At 71.4% G+C, this 18,143-nt stretch carries 15 protein-coding genes and 1 pseudogene; 5 read left to right on the top strand and 11 right to left on the bottom strand.

Annotated features, from left to right (window positions below; translation table 11 throughout):
* Positions 1-48: 48 nt before the first annotated feature.
* The 3 genes from STRIP9103_RS06495 to STRIP9103_RS06485 are packed head-to-tail and all read right to left on the bottom strand — an operon-like array spanning position 49 to position 2,515.
* Positions 49-861 carry an ABC transporter permease gene (locus STRIP9103_RS06495; protein WP_009301256.1) on the bottom strand — a complete coding sequence of 271 codons (813 nt, stop codon included), beginning with the start codon at positions 859-861 and terminating at the stop codon, positions 49-51.
* Positions 858-1,829: an ATP-binding cassette domain-containing protein gene (locus tag STRIP9103_RS06490; protein WP_009301255.1), complete on the bottom strand. Its 972-nt coding sequence runs from the start codon at positions 1,827-1,829 to the stop codon at positions 858-860. Before STRIP9103_RS06490 ends, STRIP9103_RS06495 begins: the two co-directional genes overlap by 4 nt.
* A gap of 17 nt (positions 1,830-1,846) precedes the next feature.
* Positions 1,847-2,515 (bottom strand): DUF4097 family beta strand repeat-containing protein, encoded by a 669-nt coding sequence (locus tag STRIP9103_RS06485; protein ID WP_009301267.1) that lies wholly within the window; start codon positions 2,513-2,515, stop codon positions 1,847-1,849.
* Between the two features lie 240 nt (positions 2,516-2,755).
* Between STRIP9103_RS06485 and STRIP9103_RS06480 the strand changes: the two genes are divergently transcribed.
* Positions 2,756-3,508, top strand: a complete 753-nt coding sequence (locus tag STRIP9103_RS06480) for a helix-turn-helix domain-containing protein (RefSeq protein ID WP_009301269.1) — start codon at positions 2,756-2,758, stop codon at positions 3,506-3,508.
* 73 nt (positions 3,509-3,581) lie between these two features.
* Here STRIP9103_RS06480 and STRIP9103_RS06475 read toward each other — a convergent pair whose 3' ends face one another.
* From STRIP9103_RS06475 to STRIP9103_RS53025, 3 genes and pseudogenes are all read right to left on the bottom strand, one after another.
* The gene (locus STRIP9103_RS06475; protein WP_009301268.1) at positions 3,582-5,210 is read right to left on the bottom strand and encodes a sensor histidine kinase; all 1,629 of its coding nucleotides are present in this window, start codon (positions 5,208-5,210) and stop codon (positions 3,582-3,584) included.
* Entirely contained in the window at positions 5,207-5,788 is a 582-nt protein-coding gene (locus STRIP9103_RS53405; RefSeq protein ID WP_411572371.1) for a winged helix-turn-helix domain-containing protein, read from the bottom strand. The genes STRIP9103_RS06475 and STRIP9103_RS53405 overlap by 4 nt, the downstream gene beginning before the upstream one ends.
* A 225-nt stretch (positions 5,789-6,013) precedes the next feature.
* Positions 6,014-6,475 (bottom strand): annotated as a pseudogene (locus STRIP9103_RS53025) (response regulator transcription factor); the annotation flags it as partial.
* A 288-nt stretch (positions 6,476-6,763) separates the two neighbouring features.
* Between STRIP9103_RS53025 and STRIP9103_RS06465 the strand changes: the two are divergent.
* The 3 genes from STRIP9103_RS06465 (at position 6,764) to STRIP9103_RS06455 (ending at position 10,824) form a co-directional block, all read left to right on the top strand.
* A complete protein-coding gene (locus STRIP9103_RS06465) occupies positions 6,764-7,378 on the top strand; it encodes a carbonic anhydrase (RefSeq protein WP_009301261.1) in 615 nt (204 codons plus the stop codon).
* 455 nt (positions 7,379-7,833) lie between these two features.
* Positions 7,834-9,624, top strand: a complete 1,791-nt coding sequence (locus tag STRIP9103_RS06460; RefSeq protein WP_009301264.1) for a SulP family inorganic anion transporter — start codon at positions 7,834-7,836, stop codon at positions 9,622-9,624.
* Positions 9,625-9,888: 264 nt separating this feature from the next.
* Positions 9,889-10,824 (top strand): oxidoreductase, encoded by a 936-nt coding sequence (locus STRIP9103_RS06455; protein WP_048819805.1) that lies wholly within the window; start codon positions 9,889-9,891, stop codon positions 10,822-10,824.
* A 166-nt stretch (positions 10,825-10,990) separates the two neighbouring features.
* Here the strand turns inward: STRIP9103_RS06455 and nirD are convergent, their stop codons facing one another.
* From nirD to STRIP9103_RS06440, 3 genes are read right to left on the bottom strand one after another with little or no spacing between them, the layout of a single operon-like run.
* Entirely contained in the window at positions 10,991-11,341 is a 351-nt protein-coding gene (nirD, locus tag STRIP9103_RS06450) for a nitrite reductase small subunit NirD (RefSeq protein ID WP_009301266.1), read from the bottom strand.
* Entirely contained in the window at positions 11,338-13,953 is a 2,616-nt protein-coding gene (gene nirB / locus STRIP9103_RS06445) for a nitrite reductase large subunit NirB (protein ID WP_009301263.1), read from the bottom strand. Before nirB ends, nirD begins: the two co-directional genes overlap by 4 nt.
* Positions 13,954-15,189: an NAD(P)/FAD-dependent oxidoreductase gene (locus tag STRIP9103_RS06440; RefSeq protein ID WP_009301262.1), complete on the bottom strand. Its 1,236-nt coding sequence runs from the start codon at positions 15,187-15,189 to the stop codon at positions 13,954-13,956.
* A 410-nt stretch (positions 15,190-15,599) separates the two neighbouring features.
* Here STRIP9103_RS06440 and STRIP9103_RS06435 point away from each other — a divergent pair, with 410 nt between their 5' ends.
* The gene (locus STRIP9103_RS06435; protein WP_009301265.1) at positions 15,600-16,385 is read left to right on the top strand and encodes a sulfite exporter TauE/SafE family protein; all 786 of its coding nucleotides are present in this window, start codon (positions 15,600-15,602) and stop codon (positions 16,383-16,385) included.
* A 59-nt stretch (positions 16,386-16,444) separates the two neighbouring features.
* On the opposite strand, the gene STRIP9103_RS06430 is transcribed toward STRIP9103_RS06435, so the two are convergent.
* Both STRIP9103_RS06430 and STRIP9103_RS06425 read right to left on the bottom strand, forming a co-directional pair.
* Positions 16,445-17,095 carry a class F sortase gene (locus STRIP9103_RS06430; RefSeq protein ID WP_009301253.1) on the bottom strand — a complete coding sequence of 217 codons (651 nt, stop codon included), beginning with the start codon at positions 17,093-17,095 and terminating at the stop codon, positions 16,445-16,447.
* 236 nt (positions 17,096-17,331) lie between these two features.
* Positions 17,332-17,862, bottom strand: coding sequence for a hypothetical protein (locus tag STRIP9103_RS06425; protein WP_048819804.1), 531 nt, complete (start codon positions 17,860-17,862; stop codon positions 17,332-17,334).
* Positions 17,863-18,143 lie beyond the last annotated feature (281 nt).

The raw sequence follows: 18,143 nt of genomic DNA, 5'->3' as shown, positions 1-18,143 counted from the left end.
GCCCTCGGGTGGGACGGGTTGCGGGAGCGGCCCGCGTTGTCATGGCGGTTACTTCGGGTCGTGGTTGAACTTCGAGGTGGACCAGAGGTAGCCGAGCGCCGCGAGGCCCAGGCACCAGACGACGGCGAGCCATCCGTTGTGGCCGATCTCGGTGCCGAGCAGCAGACCGCGCAGGGTCTCGATGGCGGGCGTGAACGGCTGGTACTCGGCGATCGGCTGGAACCAGCCGGGCATGGAGTCGACCGGGACGAACGCGCTGGAGATGAGCGGGAGGAAGATCAGCGGCATCGCGTTGTTGCTGGCGGCCTCGGCGTTCGGGCTGATCAGGCCCATGCCGACGGCGATCCAGGTGAGTGCCAGAGCGAAGAGCACGAGCAGTCCGAACGCCGCCAGCCACTCCAGGGCGGTGGCGTCGGTGGAGCGGAAGCCGATGGCCACACCGACGGCACCCACGAGGACCACGCCGGCGATCGACTGCAGCACGCTGCCGACGACGTGCCCGACGAGAACGGACCCGCGGTGGATGGCCATGGTGCGGAAGCGGGCGATGATGCCCTCGGACATGTCGTTGGCGATGGACACGGCGGTGCCGATCGTCGTGGAGCCGATGGTCATCAGCAGCAGGCCCGGGACGAGATAGGCGATGTAGTCGGAGCGGTCCCCGCCGCCGATGCCCCCGCTCATCGCGTCGCCGAAGATGTAGACGAAGAGCAGCAGCAGCATGATCGGCGTGAGCAGCAGGTTCAGGGTGAGGGACGGGTAGCGCCGGGCGTGCAGGAGGTTGCGGCGCAGCATCGTGGAGGAGTCGCGTACGGCGAGGGAGAGCCGGGTCGGGCGGGTGGGAGCCAGGGGGGAGCTCATCGGGCGGTCTCCTTGGGCTGGTTCGGCTGGTGGGGGATGGCGGCGTCGCTGGTCAGGGCGAAGAAGACGTCGTCGAGGTCCGGGGTGTGCACGGACAGCTCGTCGGCCTCGATGCCGGCGGCGTCGAGCCGGTCGAGGACGGCGCGCAGCTCGCGCTGGCTTCCGTCGCTGGGGATCTGCAGGGTGAGGGCTTCGTCGTCCCGGGAGGTCTCGCGCAGTGCGGAGGCGGCGCTCCGGTACGCGGCCGGGTCGGAGAAGCGCAGCCGTACGTGGCCGCCGGGGACGAGCCGCTTCAGCTCCTCGGCGGTGCCCTGGGCGGCGATCCTGCCGTCGTTGAGCACCGCGATGCGGTCGGCGAGCTGGTCGGCCTCCTCCAGGTACTGGGTGGTGAGGAAGACGGTGGTGCCGCCGGAGACCAGTTCGCGGATGATCGTCCACATGGTGTGGCGGGAGCGCGGGTCGAGGCCGGTGGTCGGCTCGTCGAGGAAGATGATCCGCGGGTTGCCGACCAGGGTCATGGCGATGTCGAGGCGGCGCTTCATACCGCCGGAGTAGGTGGAGGCGGGCTTCTTCGCGGCCTCGACGAGGTCGAACCGCTCCAGCAGCTCGGCGGTGACCTGCCGTCCCTCACGCTTGGAGAGGTGGTGCAGGTCCGCCATGTGGAGCATGTTCTCCTCGCCGGTGATCAGGCCGTCCACGGCGGAGAACTGACCGGTGACACCGATCGCGGCCCGTACCGCCTGGGCCTCGGTGGCGAGGTCGTGCCCGCCGACCCGGATGCCACCGGAGCCGGGATCGGCGGAGATCAGTGTGGAGAGGATCTTGACGGCTGTGGTCTTGCCGGCGCCGTTCGGGCCGAGCAGGGAGAAGATCGTCCCTTCCGGGACGGCGAGGTCGACGCCGTCGAGGACGGTCTTGTCGCCGTAGGACTTGCGTAGCCCGTTCGCGGTGATGGCCAGGTCGGTCATGAGAGGTGCTCCCTGATTCAGAGGCTGCGGGCGGTGATGTCGCCGTGGGCGGTGGTCGCGCGGATGGTCAGGCCGGCGTCGGCGCCGTCGGCGTTCTTGAGCGCGTTGCGGATCCGGCCGTAGCCGGTGCTGGCGTCCAGGGAGGCGGAGACTCCGTCGGCCGCGCAGACCGACACATCGCCCATCTGGGTGGTCAGCACGACCGCGCCGCGCACCGCCTCGGCGATCCGGATGTCGCCCTTCTGCGTGCTGATCTGTGCGGGACCGCCCAGGCGGCCGACCGAGACATCACCGAAGGCGGTGAGGCGCATGCTCGCGGCCTCGTCGATCTTGACCGCGCCGTCCGCGCCCTCGAAGACGATGTCGCCGAGCCGTCCGACGCCCCTGAGTTCGGCGGCGGCGGCCTTCGCCTCGACGTGGGAGCCGACGGGCAGCTGGACGGTCACCTCGACGGACCCGGACGGGCCGAGGATCTGGTTCTTGGCCGACGAGGTCCTGATCCGCAGGGTGCCGTCGGCGTAGGTGACCTCGGTCTGCTCGGCGGCCTTCACGTCGCGGCCCTTCGCGGCGTTCGCGGGCAGGACTTCGACCGTGGTGTCGGTCCGGTCGGAGGCGATGAACCGGATGCGCCCCGCGGGGACGTCGACGACGGTGGCGATCGGGGCGGGGGTGTCGAACTTCTGCATGGTGTTCTCCTGCGTTCGTTGTTGTTTCCGATGTTGTTCTTTCCGGCGATGGAAAAGCTACGTTGCATTCAATGATCGGGCAACAAGCTTGTTGCATGGTTTCTCAATATGTGCAGCTGAAAGTGCATAATTCATTGCAATGGGCCTCTCGATGAATGCAACGAGCATGCTCGGCTCGTTGCAATGAATGGGGGGTGAACGCTATGGTGGAGACGTTCACGGACCACGAAGGAGGCCGCGATGCCGGGAGGCAGACTCACCCAGCAGGAACGCCAGCAGATCGCACTGGGGCTGGCCGACGGCCTTGCCTACGCGGAGATCGCGAGACGTCTCGACCGCCCCACCTCGACGGTCACGCGCGAGGTGATGCGCAACGGAGGCCCCACCGCCTACCGCGCCGACCTGGCCCACCGGGCCACCGAACGCCGCGCCCATCGGCGCAGGCAGGCCGCGCCCGGGGGGCCGCAGGCTCGCCCGCAGGCCTACGGACGCGATGCCGAGGCGGTGCGCGAGTACGAGGAGACGCTCACCACCGTCATCATGCAGTCGGGCGCGCCGAAGATGATGTCCCGGGTGCTGGCCTGCCTCCTCACCAGCGACGCGGGCAGCCTCACCGCGTCCGAACTCGTCCAGCGCCTCCAGGTCAGCCCGGCGTCCGTCTCCAAAGCGATCGCGTTCCTGGAGAGCCAGGGCCTCGTCCGCCGGGAACGCGACGAACGCCGCCGCGAGCGCTACGTGGTCGACGACGACGTCTGGTACCAGTCGATGATGGCCAGCGCCCGGTCCACCGCCCAGATCGCGGAAACCGCGCGGCAGGGCGTCGGCACCCTCGGCCCCGGCACCCCGGCGGCCGTCCGCTTCGAGAACATCGCCCGCTTCCTCGACTTCGTCTCCGAGAGCACCGCCCGCGCCGCGGAGCAGGCTCGCGACCTCCTCCACACCAAAGCCGGGACGGCCTCAGCCGGCACCGCCGAGCCGCGTTCGGACCGCTGATGGACAGCCGTCTTGAGGGGCGCTGCCCTCCGACCGAGTCATCGGGCGCCACGGGGTGCCGGGCCCGGCTCACTCAGGCGGGCAACGGCGGTGCCTCTCGCCTTCGTTGGCCCTGGCGCCCCCCGAAACCATGGCCATGAGGTCCGGGCGGCGCCTCCGCCGACGGAAAGCGGACCACGGCGTCCAGCCCACCCGTGGCCGCCTCGCGGAGCGACACGTCGCCGCCGCCGGCGTGGGCGAGGCGTTGGACCAGGGAGAGGCCGAGGCCGGTGCCGCCCTTGGGGGCGCCGGGGGCGCGCCAGAAGCGGTCGAAGGCGCGGGCCCGCTGCTCGGCGGTCATGCCGGGGCCCTCGTCGGTGACGTGCAGGTCGACCCAGGACGGCGGCCGGGTGTCGCGCAGGGCCCGGCGGGCGTGGAGGAGTCGTAGCTCCATGGTCACCGTGCTGTCGGCCGGGGAGGCGCGCAGCGCGTTGGACAGCAGGTTGTCGAGGATCTGCTCCACGGCTCCGGGAACGGCCAGTACGGGCCCCACGCTGCCGGCGAAGAGCACGAGCGAGACGCCCTCGCGTTCGAACAACGGCCCCCACATACGGTGCCGTTCCGTGCAGATCGCCCCCAGGTCGACCTGGACGGGGGTGGCCGCGGCCTCCTCCAGCCGGGCCATCGCCAGCAGGCCCTCCACCATGCGGGCCAGGCGGTCCGTCTCGGTGACGGCGGCGTCGAGGGTCGGCCGGGCACGGCGGGCGATGTCCGGCTCCAGGTTCTCCAGGCGGAGCCGCAGCGCGGCCAGCGGGGTCTTCAGCTGGTGCGAGGCCTCGCCGGCGAAGGCGCGCTGGGAGGCGAGGATGTGTTCGAGGCGGGCGGCGGTCGTGTTGAACGCCGCCGCCAGGCGGAGCACTTCCGGCGGACCCGAGGTGACCTTCACGGACGCCGCCGGACCGCCGTCGGCGAGACGATGCGTGGCCTCCTCCAACTGCCGGATGGGACGCCCCGCCCAGCGCGCGAACGCGAACGCCACCACCGCGACACAGGCCAGCACCGCGAGACCGGCGAGAACCAGCAGCAGCCACACCGCGAACACCCGCGCGTGCACCATGGTCGTGGGGAGCGTGATCCGTACGGCGCCCTGGGTCACAGCGCCTTGCGCCGCGACGCCCTGCGCCTCCGCGTCCTGCGTCCCCGCGCCCTGCGCCGCCGCGCCCTGAGCCACGGCCGCCTGCGTCGGTCCGCTGGAGTCGGCGTTCGTCATCGCCGTCGATGTCGTCGCTGTCGCTGTCGCCGTCGTATGGCTGACCGGTGCCGCCACGGAGAGGTAGTGCACGCCGCCGGTCGTCGTCGTGCGGACATCCGTGGTGGCGCGGCCCTCGAGCGCGGCGGAGACCTCGGGGAGGGAGGCGAGGGCGCGTTTCTCGTCGGTGGACAGGGTGTGCGAGGTGGCCAGCAGCCTGCCGTCCGCGTCGACGATGACGACCTGGCCGCCGATGCGTTCGGCGCAGTGCTTGGCCCGTTCGACGAGTTCCTCCGGGCGGCGGGCGGCCAGCGACAGCGCGGTGTACGCGGCCACCGACTCCGCCTCGTCGTTCGCGGAGTTGACGATCCGCTCGCGTTCGGCCCGCGAGTAGACGAAGCCCAGCGGGATCTCCAGGCCCAGCAGGACGAGCGCGGCGAGGCTGAGGTAACTCAGCAGCAGACGGCGGGTCATGAGGCCCTGGCCTCGGGGGTGCGGTGCCGTCCGGGGCCCTGCCCGGGGGTTCGTACGGCGAGCCGGAAGCCGACGCCGCGCAGGGTCTGTATCCACGCCGGGTCGCCCAGCTTGCGGCGCAGGGTGGCGACATGCACGTCCAGCGTCTTGGTCGGGCCCTGGTAGTGGTCGTCCCAGACCCGGTTCAGGATCTGCTGCCGGGAGTACACCGCCCCGGGGTCCTCGGTGAGCAGCGCCAGCAGCTCGAACTCCTTCGGCGTCAACGCGATCGGCGCCTCACCGACCCAGACCTGCCGGGTACGCCGGTCCACCACGAGCGGCCCGGGTGACGGCGCCGCGTCACGGTCGTCGCTGCCCGTCGTCGCCGAGCCGGACGAGGGGGCGCGGGGCTCGGGCGGGGCCTGCTCGTACGTGGGGGGCTCGTAGACGGGCGTGCCGTGCGCCGGAGTGCCGTAGAGGCGGCTGCCGAAGTCTGGGGCGCTGTGCGCCGGGGTGCTGAAGACCGGCGTGCCGTGCGGCGGGGCCCCGACCGCCGGGGTCCCGAGCACCGGCGTTCCGTGGGCCGGGGTCCCGAACATCGGTGTCCCGTGGGGCGGGGTGCCGTGTGCCGGCGGCGCCTGTGTCGGCGTTCCGTGCGCCGGAGTCTCGTACGCGGCCGTCCAGTCGTACGCGGCCGAGGCCCCCACCCGCGGCGCCGGTGCTCCGAAGTCGCTCCCCGTGCCGGCGGCCCTCGCCGGGTACGCCGGCTCCGCCCAGTCGGCCGACTCCTGTGCCGGCACGGCGGGGCGACCTGGCTGCCCGAACGGATCGGACGTCGCTCCCGGTGCCGTACCGGATCCCGGGGCCGTTTCCGGTACCGCCCCCGCTCCCGGTACCGGCCCCGTCGTCCACGCCGCTCCCGCCTCCATCCGCTGATGCCGGCGCGACACCGCCCGTATCCGGGCCACCAGCTCTCGGATGCTGAATGGTTTCGCCAGGTAGTCGTCGGCGCCCAGTTCCAGGCCCAGTACGCGGTCGGCCTCCTCGCCGCGTGCGCTGAGGATGATGATGGGGACGTCGGAGGTGCGGCGGATGCCGCGGCAGACGTCGATGCCGTCCATGTCGGGCAGACCGAGGTCCAGCAGGACCACGTCACCGTGCGGCCCTCTCAACCCGTCCGCGCCGGTGGCCACATGGTGGACCGTCAGGCCGAAGTGCCGCAGCCCGTCGGCGAGCGGTTCGGCGATCGTCTCGTCGTCCTCGATGAGCAGCACTCGTACGCCCATGGCGTCCTGTCACTCCAAAACGTCCGGGACAGCACGGGTCCCGTGCCGTTGAGGTCGACACGCTACAAGAGAACGGACAGTAATGTGCAGGGAATCCAAGCCATTGTGAAATGACGCTCAGAAACCGTCTGCATTCGGTCTCCTGACCTGCGGTGAAGGGCTGTCCGGCGTAAATCTGTGGAAACCCTGGTGTCGTTTTAGTGTTCACTTAACCTTCCTCTGGTCATCGCCCCTCTACGGTCGTAACACCTGGTCGGAACCCTTGTCGATCAGTCACAGGGAGGCATGATGAAGGCGTTGCTGGATCGCGCCCGGTCGTTCAGGCGTCGGGTCGACTTCGAGAGCGATGAATACCGGAAACTCGCCGTCGGGCAATTCCCCGAGGCGCTCTTCATTACCTGCTCGGACTCGCGCGTCATTCCCGCGCTGATCACCGGAGCGCGGCCCGGCGAGATATTCGAGCTGCGAAATGCGGGCAACATCGTGCCGCCGCACGACGCGTACGGGGCCGCCTCCGGTGAGGCCGCCACCATCGAGTACGCGCTGGAGGTGCTCCGCGTTCAGGACATCGTGGTGTGCGGTCATTCGCACTGCGGGGCGATGGGTGCGCTGAAGCACGGCGCCGACCTGTCCGGCCTGCCCCGGGTGGACGCCTGGCTCGACTACGCCCGGCCCGCGCTCGCGCCCGCCCTCGGGGACACGGCCGCGCCCGAGGACCCCGCCCTGCGCGAGGTCGTCCAGCTCAACGTCCGCAGCCAGCTCGCCGTACTCCGCGACTACCCGGTCGCCCGGCAGCAGATCGACGCCGGACGTCTGCGGCTGCACGGCTGGTACTACGAGATCGACACCGGCAAGGTCCATGAACTGGACGAGACCGGCGACTTCCGGGTGCACGGCTCATGAGCGGGGCGCACAGCCGCCGACATGCGGCGGGGGCGCGTAGGGCTGCGCCGGGTGCTGCCGGGGAGGCCGGGGGGCCCAGGATGCCCAGGGGGGCCTGGGAGGCTGGAGGGACGGACGGGGCTTGGGGGGCCGGAGGGACGGAGGGGGCTTGGGGGGCCGGGGAGTTCGGTAGGCGTGGGGACGTCAGCGGGTTCGGGGAGTCCGGTAGGCCCGGGGACGTCGGCGGGTTCGGGGACTTCGGCCGATTCGGGGAGCCCGAGGAACCCGCGGAGTCTCGGGGGTTCTGGGCGTCCCGGGGGTCTCGGGCGTCCCAAGAATCCCATGAGTCGCAGGGGGCGCAGGGGCCCAGGGCGTTCAACGAGCCGCACGAGCCGCACGAGCCGCACGAGTCCAAGGGGCCCAAGAGGTCCCAGGCGCCCAGGAAATCCAGGGGTTCCGGCGGGCCCGGTGGTCGTGTGGATCTCGGTACCGAGATCACCGCCTCCCTCGTCGTCTTCCTCGTCGCGCTGCCGCTGTGCATCGGCGTGGCCGTCGCCTCCGGCGTGCCCGCCGAACTGGGCATCATCTCCGGGGTGATCGGCGGGCTGGTGGTGGGCGCGGTGCGGGGCAGCACGCTCCAGGTGAGCGGGCCGGCGGCCGGGCTCGCCGCGTTGGTCGCCGAGACCGTCATGGAGTTCGGCGTCGCGATGCTCGGTGTGATCGTCCTGTTCTCCGGCATCCTCCAGATCGTCCTCGGACTGGTGAAACTGGGCCGGATGTTCCAGGCGATCTCCATCGCCGTCGTCCAGGGCATGCTCGCCGGCATCGGACTGCCGCTGATGTTCAGCCAGCTGTACCCGATGTCCGACGCCAGGGCGCCGGGCACGCCCTTGGAGAACATGTCCGGGGTCCCCGGGCTGATCGCCGACACCGTGACCGACCCCCAGGCGTTGATCGCCGCCGGGCTCGGGGTCGTCACGATCGTGCTGAGCTTCATGTGGAAGAAGGTGCCGGGACCGGCCGCCGTCAAGAAGATCCCGGCCGCGCTCGTCGCCGTGGGGATCGGCATCGCGGTCGCCTCGCTGCCCGGGGTCGAGGTGCGGACCCTCCAGGTCGGCAATCTGCTGGCCTCCGTGGACGCGCCCGGGCCGGAGCAGCTGGCCGGGCTCGCCGACGCGGGCATCATCACGGCGATCCTCACCTTCACCGTCATCGCCTCGGCGGAGAGCCTGTTCACCGCCGCCGCCGTGGACCGCATGCACAACGGTCCCCGCACCCGTTACAACACCGAGCTCATCGCCCAGGGCGCGGGCAACACCGTCGCCGGTCTGCTCGGCGCCCTGCCGATTACGGCGGTCGTCGCCCGTAGCTCCGCGAACGTCCAGGCGGGCGCCAAGACACGTCTCTCCCGCACCCTGCACGGGCTCTGGCTGCTCGCCTTCGCGCTACTGCTGCCGCAGGTGCTCGCGCTCATCCCGATCTCCGTGCTCGCGGGTGTCCTCGTGCACAGCGGGTGGAAGCTGTTCGCGCCGGAGGAGTTTCCGAAGATGTGGCGGCAGGACCGGGGCGAGTTCACCGTCATGGCGCTGACCACGCTCGTCATCACGGCGACCGCGCTGCTCGAAGGGGTGCTGATCGGGCTCGCCGCGGGTGTCGTCCTCGCCGCGCTGCGCATGTCCCAGACCGTCGTACGGCAGCACATCGAGGACGACACGGCGAAGGTGGTCATGGCGGGCAACGCGACGTTCCTCCGGTTGCCGCGGGTGATCGACGCCCTGGAGAGCGCGGCGGCCTCCGGCAAGCCGCGCATCCGCCTCGATCTGCTCGGTGTCACCCATCTCGACCATGCCTGCCGGAGCCAGATCGAGGAGTTCGTGGCGCAGCAGCGGGGGGTTGGGTTGCGGGTCGAGTTGTTGATGCCGGATCTGACGGATACGGGGGCGAAGGCGACGGCGCCGGGGAAGCCGGTGGGGTCGGCGGAGCCGGTGGTGTCGAGCGGGAACATGCCGGCCCCGGGCCAGGTCTCGGGAGCCGTGCCGAGGGAACCCGGTGCGGCTCCGGACCAGCCGGGCATGGGTCTCGACCCCACGGACGCCTGGAACTACGCTGCCGTGGGCGCGGCCACCGAGGGTACGGGGCCCATGCCCTTCGCCCCCGGCCCGACCGCCGAGTGGTTCTACCTCGACACCCGCCCCATGCCGGACACGCCGGACGCGCTGGAGTCCCGGCCACCGTTGCTCCGCCGGGGGCGCGACTGGTCCGACTGATGCCAGGAGGCACGCCCTTTTACTCGCCCTCGCCGCCCTTACCCATCCCTCCCCCACTCTCGGCTTCGCTCAAGCGGGGGACCCCCATCCAGGGGCAGCGCCCCTTCAACCCCACCACGGGGCTCCGCCCCGAACTCGGCTACGGGGCTCCGCCCCGTGGACGTGATCGCCATGAATCACCTTTCAGCCACTCCCACCACCCCAACTCCCCTTACTCTCCTGCGTACGCTGTTCGGAGGGACCGTTCGAGAGGCTGGGGGCGTCATGGCCGGGTGGAACGTGCGCGACATTCCCGATCAGAGCGGCCGTATCGCCGTCGTGACCGGAGCCAACAGCGGTATCGGATACGTGGCCGCCCGTGAACTCGCCCGTCGTGGTGCCCGGGTCGTCCTCGCCTGCCGGAGTGAGGAGCGGGGGGCTGCCGCTCGGAACCGGATGACCGGCGAAGTGCCCGGTGCCGACGTCGAGTTGATACGGCTCGACCTCGGGGATCTCGACTCCTTACGGGAGTTCGTGGCGGCGTACGAGCGGGCGTACGGCCACCGGCTCGATCTGCTGATCAACAACGCCGGAGTGATGGCCGTGGCGCGGGGGCGGACCGCGGACGGGTTCGAAACCCAGTTCGGGATCAACCATCTCGGGCACTTCGCGCTCACGGGCCTGCTGCTGCCCGCGCTGCTGGCCACCCCGGGCGCACGCGTGGTGAACCTCTCCAGCGGCATGCACATGAGGGCCAATATCGATATCGACGACCTCAACAGTGAGAAGAAGTACGGGCGTTGGGTCGCCTACGGGCGCTCCAAGACGGCCAACCTGCTGTTCACGCACGAGCTGGCCCGGCGGCTGGAGGCGGGCGGCGCCGATGTAGTCGCCGCGGCGGCGCACCCGGGGTACGCGGCGACCAACCTGCAGACCTCGGGGCCCAGCGCCGAGGGCCGCAAGGGCCTGGAGCTGTTCATGCGGATCGGCAACCGGTTCTTCGCCCAGTCCGCCGAGGCCGGCGCCCTGCCCACGCTGTACGCCGCCACCGCGCCCGGCGTCGAGCCGGACGCCTTCGTCGGCCCCTCGTTCGCGATGTGGCGCGGCTCGCCCGCCAAGTCCCCCCGAGCCGCCTGGACCCTCGACGACCGCGCGGGGGAACTCCTCTGGGAGGAGTCGGAGCGGATGACAGGGGTGACGTACGACCAGTTGAAGGCGTGAGCCACGCCCAGGCGAGCCACGCCCAGGCGAGTGAGGTCCAGGTCAGTCAGGTCCAGGTCAGTCAGGTCCCATGAAAAACGCCCCTCAACCGAGGGGCGTTTTCCAGTCAGGCGCCGTCGAGGCCGCCAAGCGCAGTCGAACCCGGCGGCCCGGCGGCCCGGCGCGGCTACGCCGCCCGCACCTCGTACGCCGTGATCCGTACCGTCTCGTCGTCCAGGCATTGCCCGGTCTCCAGGTCGAAGCGCTGCTTCAGCAGGGGCGAGGCGACGAAGGGGCGCCCCTGGTGGGTGCCGGTGAGACCGCGGGAGAGGACGGCGGCGCCGCCGAAGGGGTCGCGGTTGTCGACGGCGAACAGCCTGCCCGCGCGGTCGAGGAAGATCGCGGCCTGGTTGCCGTCGGGGAGCAGGGCGGCCACGCCGCGGCCCGGGATCAGCAGGGTCAGGTCGCAGACCGTGAACCAGTCGTCCGCCAGCCGCAGCTGGACCTTCACATCGGTTTTCTCGGGGGCCAGGGTCATCGCTGGGCGCTTCCTTCCAGGACTTCTTCGGCGGCGGCGGGCCGCAGGCCGATGGACAGCAGCGGCAGGTCGGGCTTGATCTGGTCGCGCTCGGGGACGAAGCCGACGACCGGGTCGGGGGTGTCGGGCGCGTTGACGAAGGACACGAACCGGGCGAGCTTCTCCGGGTCGTTGATGGTGGAGGCCCACTCGTCGGCGTAGTTCGCGACGTGCGCCGCCATCAGGGACTCCAGCTCCTCGCAGATGCCGAGGGAGTCCTCCACGACGACGTCCCGTACGTGGTCCAGGCCGCCGGGGATCCGCTCCAGCCAGGTCGAGGTGCGCTCCAGCCGGTCCGCGGTGCGGATGTAGAACATCAGGAACCGGTCGATCAGCTTGATCAGCTCGGCGTCCGTGAGGTCCTGGGCCAGCAGGTCCGCGTGGCGCGGGGTCGCGCCGCCGTTGCCGCCCACGTACAGGTTCCAGCCGTTGGAGGTGGCGATGACGCCGAAGTCCTTCGACTGGGCCTCGGCGCACTCGCGGGCGCAGCCCGACACCGCCGACTTCAGCTTGTGCGGCGACCTGAGCCCCCGGTAGCGCAGCTCCAGGTCGATCGCCATGCGGACCGAGTCCTGGACGCCGTAGCGGCACCAGGTCTGGCCGACACAGGACTTCACCGTACGCAGGGACTTGCCGTACGCGTGGCCGGACTCGAAGCCGGCGTCGACCAGGCGGGTCCAGATCAACGGGAGTTGCTCGACGCGGGCACCGAACATGTCGATGCGCTGGCCGCCGGTGATCTTCGTGTAGAGGCCGAAGTCGCGGGCGATCTCACCGATCACGATCAGGCCCTCGGGGGTGATCTCACCGCCGGGGATGCGCGGGACGACCGAGTACGAGCCGTTCTTCTGGAGGTTGGCCAGGAAGTGGTCGTTGGTGTCCTGGAGCGCGGCCTGCTCGCCGTCGAGGACATAGCCGTCGGCGCCGATCGTCGGGGCGAGGGAGGCGATGATCGAGGCGACCGCCGGCTTGCAGATCTCGCAGCCGTCGCCGCCCCGGGCCTCCTCGCGGCCGTAGCGGTCCAGCAGGTCCTGGTACGTGTTGATGCGCAGGGCGAGGACGATCTCGTACAGCTCCTCGCGGGTCTGCGAGAAGCAGCCGCACAGGCCCTTGTCGACCTCGACGCCGGACGCCTCCAGCTCGGCGCTGACCAGCTGGCCGAGGACCTTGACGCAACTGCCGCAGGTCGTACCGGCCTTGGTGCACTTCTTCACCTCGGGCACGGTGGTGCACTGGTGGTCGGTGACCGCGGCGCGGATCGTGCCCTTGCGGACGTTGTTGCAGGAGCAGATGATCGCGTCGTCCGGCAGCGCGGTCGGGCCGAGCTGGGCGGGCGCTCCGGCACCGGCCGGCAGTACCAGCGACTCGGGCGAGACCGGCGGGACCGAGCCGGTGAAGGCCTTCAGCGTGCCGTACGCCTCCGCGTCACCGACCAGGATGCCGCCGAGCAGCGTGCCGTCCCGGCCGATCACGAGCTTCTTGTACAGGCCCGCGCGGGAGTCGGAGTAGACGACGTCCAGGCAGTCCTCGGTGGTGCCGTGCGCGTCACCGAAGGACGCGACGTCGACACCGAGCAGCTTGAGCTTGGTGGACAGGTCGGCGCCGGTGAAGGCGGCCTCGTCGGCGGCGATGGTCGCGGCGGCCGTCTCGGCCTGCTCGTAACCGGGGGCCACCAGGCCGTACACCCGGCCGTCGGCGGCCAGCGCGCACTCGCCGATCGCGAACACATGCGGGTCGGAGACGGTACGGCACTGCTCGTCGACGGTGATGCCGCCGCGCTCGCCGACCGTCAGACCGCAGTCGCGGGCCAGCTGGTCGCGGGGGCGGACACCGGCGGAGAACACCACCATGTCGGTGGCCAGTTCGGAACCGTCGGACAGCTTCATGCCGGTGACCGCGCCGTCCTCGCCGACGACGATCTCCTGCGTGCCCACACCGGTGTGCACGCTCAGGCCCATCTCCTCGATGGTGCGCAGCAGGGCCGCGCCACCACCGTCGTCCACCTGCACGGGCATCAGCCGGGGCGCGAACTCGACGATGTGGGACTCGATCCCGAGACCCTTCAGCGCACCGGCGGCCTCAAGTCCGAGCAGACCGCCGCCGACCACGGCACCCACCCGGGCCCTGGTCTTCGCGTACTCCTCGATCGCGAGCAGGTCCTCGATCGTGCGGTAGACGAAGCAGCCGGTGGCGTCCTTGTTCGGGACCGGCGGCACGAAGGGGTACGAGCCGGTGGCGAGGACGAGGACGTCGTACTCGAAGACCTGGCCGGAGCGCGCGGTCACCTTGCGGGCGTCACGGTCGACGGTCTCCGCCGGGTCACCGATGTACAGCTCGATGCCGTGCTCCTCGATGAACGCCATGTCGGTCATCGACAGATCCTCGGGCGTCTTGCCCGAGAAGTACGAGGTGAGCGCCACACGGTCGTACGCCGGGCGCGGCTCCTCGCAGAGCACGACCACGCGGTGCGTGGCGGTCAGGCCACGCTCGGCGAGCGCTTCGAGGAAGCGCTGGCCGACCATGCCGTGGCCGACGAGCACGATCGTGGGGGTGGCCCCCAGGGTGGCGGTCATTCAGGAGCCTCCATCGTTGGTGAGCAGGTGGAGCAGAGGGGCGCCGTTCGTGGGGAGCGGCTCTGCTCCCTCCCAGGCGCGGGCGAGCGCGCCGACGGTGCCGAGTTCGCCGACGAGGACCCCGCCGACCAGGCGGTCGTCGCGGACGACGACCTTGCGGTAGGTGCCGCGGGTGGCGTCGGAGAGCTGGATGACGTCGTCACCGGGCCGGGGTTCGGGCTCGCCGAACGCGGCGAGATCGAGGAAGTCCTGCCCGGCGAGCGTGAGCCGGGTCAGGGCGCGGGTGCCGGTGTAGCGAGGAGCCGTGTTTCCCGTGTTCCCGGCCAGCAGCTCCGCGAGTACGTCGGCCTGTTCGAGCGCGGGGGTGGCCAGCCCGTAGACCGTGCCCTCGAACTGGACGCAGTCGCCGATCGCGTGGATGCGCGGGTCCGAGGTGCGCAGCTCCTCGTCGACGATGACGCCCTTGTGCACCGCGAGCCCCGCCTCCCGGGCCAGACCCACCCGGGGGTGGACCCCGCACGCGAGGACGACGAGGTCGACGTCGAGCGCGTACCCGTCGGCCATCTCGACCGACCGCACCGCCCCGTCGAGGGTGCGTATCCCGCGTACGCGGGTCTCGGTGTGCACCTCGACCCCGAGGTCGGTCAGATGCCGCCGCACCAACTTGGAGGCGGACGGGTCGAGTTGACGCTCCATCAGCCGCTCGCCCTGCTGGGCGAGGACCACCTGCGCGCCACGCAGGGCGAGCGCGCGGGACGCGGAGACACCGAGCAGCCCGCCGCCGATGACGACGGCCCGCGAACCCGGCCGTACCGCCTCCGACAGCCCCAGGCAGTCGTCCATGGTCCGGAAGGCGTGCACCCCGTCGGGGAACTCGTGCCGCTCCGGACGCATCGGGTCCAGCAGCCCGCGCAGCGGCGGCAGCACCGGGTTGGAACCGGTCGCGAGGACCAGCGTGTCGTATGCGATCACCGTGCCGTCCGCGAGATGTACGGCTCGCGTCTCGCGGTCGATACGGACCACCCGGCCCCGGGTGAGCTCCGCCGGCGCGGGCAGGGCGATCACCTCGGGGGCGTACCGCCCGGCCAGGACCTCGGCGAGCAGCACCCGGTTGTACGGTGTGTGCGGCTCCTCGCCGATCAGCGTGGCGGGCATGCCGAGCTCTCCGAGCCGCCGGGCGAGACGTACGCCCGCGAGGCCGGAGCCGATCACCACCACACGTTCATTCGAGGTCATGCCCTTGAGCGTGCGGTGCCGGTGTTACCCGACCGCATCACATCTGTTTCCCACGAGGAACGCTGCCCTCCCCACGCCCCCGAAGGAGGTGTGAGGGGTTTCCGGCGGGGCGGGGTGGGGTGTGAGGGCGCCCGGCCGTGCGCGGCTGACCTGCCGATACGGCCGGGAAACGGGCGTATACGGGAGGGCCGCGCCCGGCGTACGACCGTCACGCGCGCCGTCGGCTGTCGGGCGGGCCGGTGTCGCAGCTCACGTCCGGGGGGAGGGAGGACGAGGGGCCGTAACCTCACGCGGGCCCCCGCCGGGCCTCCGCCGGGCCCCACCCGGGCCTCACCGGGCATCCTCCGCAACCTCAGAAATCCCTCAGATCGATGGGCGACACACCTATCCCGCCGCGTAGGGTCGCGATCATGCCTGACATATCGCTGACCATGGTCGTCCTGCTCTGCCTCGCCTCCCTCGCGGCCGGCTGGGTCGACGCCGTGGTGGGCGGCGGCGGGCTGCTGCTCCTCCCGACCCTCCTCCTGGGCCTGCCGAACGGCGCCTCGGCCGCCCAGTACGCCCTCGGCACCAACAAGGCGGTCGCGATCGTCGGCACCACGGGCGCGGCGGTGACATACGCGCGCCGCACCCCGGTCGACGTCCGGATCGCCGTACGCATCGGCCTCGCGGCCCTCGCCGGCTCGACGGCCGGCGCCTTCGTGGCCGCCGGGATGAGCACGGACGTACTGAAGCCGGTCGTCATGGTGGTGCTGCTGGCAGTCGGTGCCTTCGTGATCCTGCGCCCCTCCTTCGGCACGGCCCCGGCCACCGGCCCGGCCTCCGCGCGCCGCGTCCTCGCCGCGATCGGCCTCGCGGGCGTCGGTATCGGCTTCTACGACGGCCTCATCGGCCCCGGCACCGGGACGTTCCTGGTCCTGACCCTCACCGCCGTCCTCCACCTCGACCTCGTCACCGCCTCCGCCACCGCCAAGATCGTCAACTGCTGCACCAACGCCGGCGCCCTCGCCACGTTCGCCTGGAAGGGCACGGTGTACTGGCAACTGGCGGCTCTGATGGCGGTCTTCAACTTGGTCGGGGGGACGGTCGGGGCGCACACCGCGCTGAAGAGGGGCAGCGGGTTCGTACGGGTGGTGCTGCTGACGGTGGTGTTCACGTTGGTGGCGAAGATGGGGTACGAGCAGTGGGTGGGATGAGTGGGCACGGGTGGGCTCCGGCGCGGGGGTCACGTGGCGTGGCTTGCCGGTGAGGTGGGTTATGTGGCGTGGCTTGCCGTGAGGTGGGCGAAGACGACCACGTTGCCCTTGTAGCCGGTCGTTCTCGAATAGCCGCCGCCGCAGGTGATGACCCGCAACTCCGGTCGCCGGGCCGCCCCGTACACCTTCTCGTCGGGGAAGTTCCGCGCGTCGTACACCTCCACCGCGTCCACGGTGAACACCGCGGCGGTGCCGTCCCGCCGGTCGACCTCTATGGCGGCGCCCCGCTTGAGCGCGCCGAGGTGGTAGAAGACGGCGGGGCCGTCGGCGTTGTCGACGTGGCCGGCGACGATCGCGGTGCCGCGTTCGCCGGGGGTGGTGCCGGCCTCGTACCAGCCGGCGAGGTTCTTCCGCTCGGCGGGCGGGACGTCGAGGTTGCCGGTGGGGGTGAGGCCGAGGCCCATGAGGGGGGCGTCCACCCGGATCGCGGGGATGCGGACGCGGTCGGGCGGTGAGGGCGGCAGGGCCTCGGCGACGGGCTCCCCGGGGCCCGGGCCGATGTCACCACGACCAGGGTGGGCCTGCACGGCCGACGGCTGCGGCGGGGTGTGCGACGCGGTGCCGCTGCGCACCAACCAGGCACCGGAACAGAGGGCGACCACGGTGACGCCCGCTATGGCGACGGTCCCGAGGTCGGCGAGTCTGCGCACCCGGACCTCCTCTCGTGGTTGTCGGTACGACTGCCGGGTCGTGGCCGGCGTCTCGTGATTGTCGTGTCGTGGTTGTCGTTACGACTGTCGGTCATGGCCGTCGTCTCGTCTCGCGCTGATCGGCTCTTGGCCTACGGGCGTGGCCGCCGGGTCGTTCCTCCCCTCCGGGCTGAGGGGCGTCGGCCCGGAGGGGAGGATGACGGCGGTACCGGTGGACGGACAGCGGAGGGTGTCCGTCAGATCCCGTCGCCTCTCGCCCGGCGATGCAGGAGCCAGGTACCGCCCGCGGCGGCGACGGCCAGGGCCGCCACGCCTGCCGCGGTCTGCACGGGGTCGGGGCCCAGCGCGCCGCCGACCCCCGTCTTCACACTTCCCCTCGGGTGCATCGGCGCTGACTGCGCGGCGCCGGTGAGGGACACCACCAGGTCACCGGCGATCCGCCGACCGCCCTTCGTGCAGGTCGCGACGATCTCGTACGTCCCCGGTTGTGCACTCGGCGGCACCTCGAACCGCCCGCTGGGCAGCCGTTGCCCGACGTCGGGGGCGAGGGGGAAGGGGCCCGCCCCGACCGCGCTGGCGTCGCCCGCCGCCGTACCGTCCGCACCGCAGGCGGCCGTCCTCACGGTGACCTCGTCGCCGGGCACGACACGCGCCGGCGACAACTCCAGCCTCCCGTCGTTCTCGCCGCCGTACGCCGGCGCGACGGCGAGGGCCGCGACGACGACGGCGAGCGCGGTTCCGGTCAACGGCAGGGCGCTACGTCGCATCGTGCTCGCTCCTCCGAGAGTCCACGTTCCTCCTCCGAGGTAAGTGGCAGACGGGGGCGGGCGCTCCCTGACGGTGCGTCAGAAACAGGGGGAACGGGGGTCGGGAGGGCATGGGCGGGAGGTGGGGGTGCGGGTGTTTGGGCAGGTCATCGCTGTAGGCGGGGGAGGGGAGGAGAGGAGAACGGGAAAGGGGAGGGGCGTGGGTGTGAATGGGTGACTGGGGGTGGTGAGGGCGAGATCTGGTTGCGGTGCGGGGTGGCGTGGGTGTGGTGAGGACGACG

Source organism: Streptomyces ipomoeae 91-03 (genome assembly GCF_000317595.1).
Lineage (GTDB): Bacteria > Actinomycetota > Actinomycetes > Streptomycetales > Streptomycetaceae > Streptomyces > Streptomyces ipomoeae.
The sequence above is the reverse complement of the archived record's forward strand: the minus strand, read 5'-3'. Positions and strand labels throughout refer to the sequence as shown.